Source organism: Candidatus Eisenbacteria bacterium (genome assembly GCA_016867495.1).
In the GTDB taxonomy this organism is placed as follows: domain Bacteria; phylum Eisenbacteria; class RBG-16-71-46; order CAIMUX01; family VGJL01; genus VGJL01.
Genome location: VGJL01000260.1, coordinates 1 through 2,906, shown reverse-complemented (window position 1 = coordinate 2,906; position 2,906 = coordinate 1). Strand labels below are relative to the sequence as shown.

Genomic DNA, 2,906 nt, shown 5'->3' with positions numbered 1-2,906 from the left:
GCGGGAAGAGCGCCACGTGATCAAGGTCCATCGCACCGAGGGGATGACCGACGATGAGATCATCGCCGAGGTTCGCCGCCAGATGCGGGAGCAGGGGATGGAGGGGGATGTGACGATCGAGAACGGGCAGATCAGGATCACGTCGAGGGAGCCGTAGGGGCGCGGCGTCTCGCAGGCCGCCTCAGCGGCGGGCCCCTGCTCGAGTGACTCTCGCGAGCGGAGCCCCCGGCGATGTCGCCGGGGGTTTCGCATTCCCGCGGAAGGGTTCACGCGTTCCGCGAGATAGCCTCGATCGGATCCAGGCGCGAGGCCTTGAAGGCGGGGTAGAGGCCGAAGAGGAGGCCGACGCAGACCGCGAAGCAGATCCCGAGGATCGTCCCCGTCGGCGAGACCGGTATCACGAAATCCTGTCCCGCCCGGGCAGCCACGATGGTGATGAGCTTGCAGAGTCCGGCGCCGAGCAGGAGGCCGATGACGCCGCCCACGGCGCTGATCGTGACCGACTCGACGAGAAACTGCTGGAACACGGCCCGGTCCTCGGCGCCGACGGACTTGCGAATGCCGATCTCCCGGATCCTCTCGCTCACGGAGATCATGAGCACAGAGAGGAGTCCGATACCTCCAACCAGGAGCGAGACCGTGGCTATCGATCCGAGGATCATGCTCCAGGTCCGGGTGATGCGATCCACCCCCTGGATCGCCTCGGCGATCTCCTGCGCAAGGTTCTCGATCTGGAAGTCCTCGATCATGCGATGCTCGCGCAGCAGGATCCGGTGGATCTTCTCGTAGGCTTCGGAGATGTTCGTCCCGTCCCGGAGCCGCACGGCGAAGTAGTCCAGCTTCCTCGAACCCGTGATGTAGTGCATCGCGGTCGAGATCGGCGTGTAGATCCGCTCGTGGTGTTCTTCCTGTCCGCTGTTGCCGAAGAGCTGGCTGAACTCCTTCATCCGGAGCGCGCCCACGACCAGGAACTCCTCGTCGCCCACGAGAACGGTCTCGCCCACGGCGTTCGCTTCGCCGAAGAGCTTCTCCTTGATCTTCTCGCCGAGGACGCAGACGCGGGCATTGTTCTCGACATCCTGCCAGGTGTAGAAGCGGCCGGCGCCCAGCTCGAACTTGAGCAGGGGGAACCCATCCGGCGTCGCGCCGAAGATGTCACAGCGCCGCGCTTCATTGCCGGCGCGGGTGACGAGTTCCCTCTCCGTGACGGGGCAGAGATAGAGGATCTCGGGAACCTCGCGACGCAGGACCTCGGTGTCGTCGAGGGTGAGGCCCTCGGAGGCCTTGAGACGAGCGAGGTTCTCCGGGTTGTGGGGACGCATGTTCGCGATGAAGAGGACGTTGTCGAAGCCCAGGCGCTCGAAGTCCTGCATGATGCGCGCTTTGATGCCGCTCACGAAGGAAAACATGGCGACCACGGAGGCGACCCCGACGACGATCCCGACCAGGGTGAGCGCCGAGCGCAGCCTGTGGGTCCAAATGTCGGATAGCCCGCTGCGGATGCTCTCGAGTAGATCCACCGGCGATCCTCCCGACTACTGGTAGCGCAGGGCTTCGACCGGATCGAGTCGCGCCGCGCGCAGGGCGGGGAACAGCCCGAAGACGATCCCGACGCCGACCGACGTCAATAGCGCGATCATGAGGATCCCGGGCGTAGGCGTCCCCGGCATTCCGAGGCCCTGGTTGACCGCAGTCGTCATCCCCACGCCCAGGAAGAGCCCTATGACCCCGCCGGACCCGGTGACCACGACCGCCTCGAGCAGGTACTCCACGAACAGATCGCGCCCGCTCGCTCCAATCGCCTTGCGGACGCCGATCTCGCGGATCCTCTCGGTGATCGAGGCGAGCATGATGTTGGCGATCACGACGCCGCCAACGAAAAGGGATATGAACGCCACCCCCCAGAAGATGATGTTGAAGAATCGGCCCTGCTCGGCCTGTTCCGCCACCTGGCGGGACTTCGATTCGATCGTGAAATCCTCCACGCCGTGGCGGCGGAGAAGCACCGTGCGGGCCTCGTCCATCAGGTCGGGGACCACCTCCACCGATCGCGCGCTGATCTCGAGCCCGCCCAGTTGGTCGCTGACGGTGAAGCGCTTCACCATGGTCGTGATCGGGATGTACAGGCTGCGGTTGAACCACTCGAGGACATTCCGCTCGGCGCGGTCTCCGCCGCCCTGAAAGTAGAACTCCTTCTTCTCCATGATGCCTACGACAGTGAAGGGGACTCCCTGGATGACGATCGTCTTGCCGATCGCCTCCTCGTCGCCGAAGAGATCCTCCTTGTAGGTCGGGCCCAGCATCACGACGTTCGCGCAGTCCTCGCAATCCTTGTCACTGATGAAGCGGCCCGTGGCGACCGGCATGTCATCTGCATAGGGATAGTGGCGGTTGGTTCCGAGGACCTTCATCATGAACGTCTTGTCGCCGTATATGGTCTCGAGAAAGCGAACGATCTCGGGATCGACCGTCCGAACGGACGGACACTCATCCAGAATCGCCTGCGCGTCCCGGTAGGTGAGCTTTTCCGAGGCGCGCTCCGCCGCGCTCATGAAGACCCTGTCGGTCTGCGTGTTCGTGATCCTGAGCTCGGTCACGCCGCCAAGCTCTGCGAAGAAGGCCTCCGTCTGCTGCTGCCCGCCGCGCATCAACGAGAGGACGGTGACGACGGACGCGACGCCGAGGACGATTCCGATCGTGGTGATGACGGCGCGCCCCTTGCTTGCCGCCATGTCGCGCGCGCCCGCGCCGATGCTCTCGATGATGTTCACGCGCGCGTCTCCCGCGCGATCGCTCCATCCTCGATCTGGATGATCCGGCCCGCGTGGGCGGCGACGCTCGCATCGTGGGTCACCAGGATGACGGTCTTTCCCTCGCGGCTCAGGCCGTCGAGGATCTCCATGATC

General features: G+C 64.7%; 2 protein-coding genes. Both read right to left on the bottom strand.

Annotated features, from left to right (window positions below; translation table 11 throughout):
• Window positions 1-266: 266 nt before the first annotated feature.
• The gene (locus FJY88_13145; protein ID MBM3288272.1) at window positions 267-1,520 is read right to left on the bottom strand and encodes an FtsX-like permease family protein; all 1,254 of its coding nucleotides are present in this window, start codon (window positions 1,518-1,520) and stop codon (window positions 267-269) included.
• Window positions 1,521-1,535: 15 nt separating this feature from the next.
• On the bottom strand, window positions 1,536-2,771 hold the full coding sequence (locus tag FJY88_13140) for an FtsX-like permease family protein (GenBank protein ID MBM3288271.1): 1,236 nt from the start codon (window positions 2,769-2,771) through the stop codon (window positions 1,536-1,538).
• Between the last annotated feature and the right edge of the window lie 135 nt (window positions 2,772-2,906).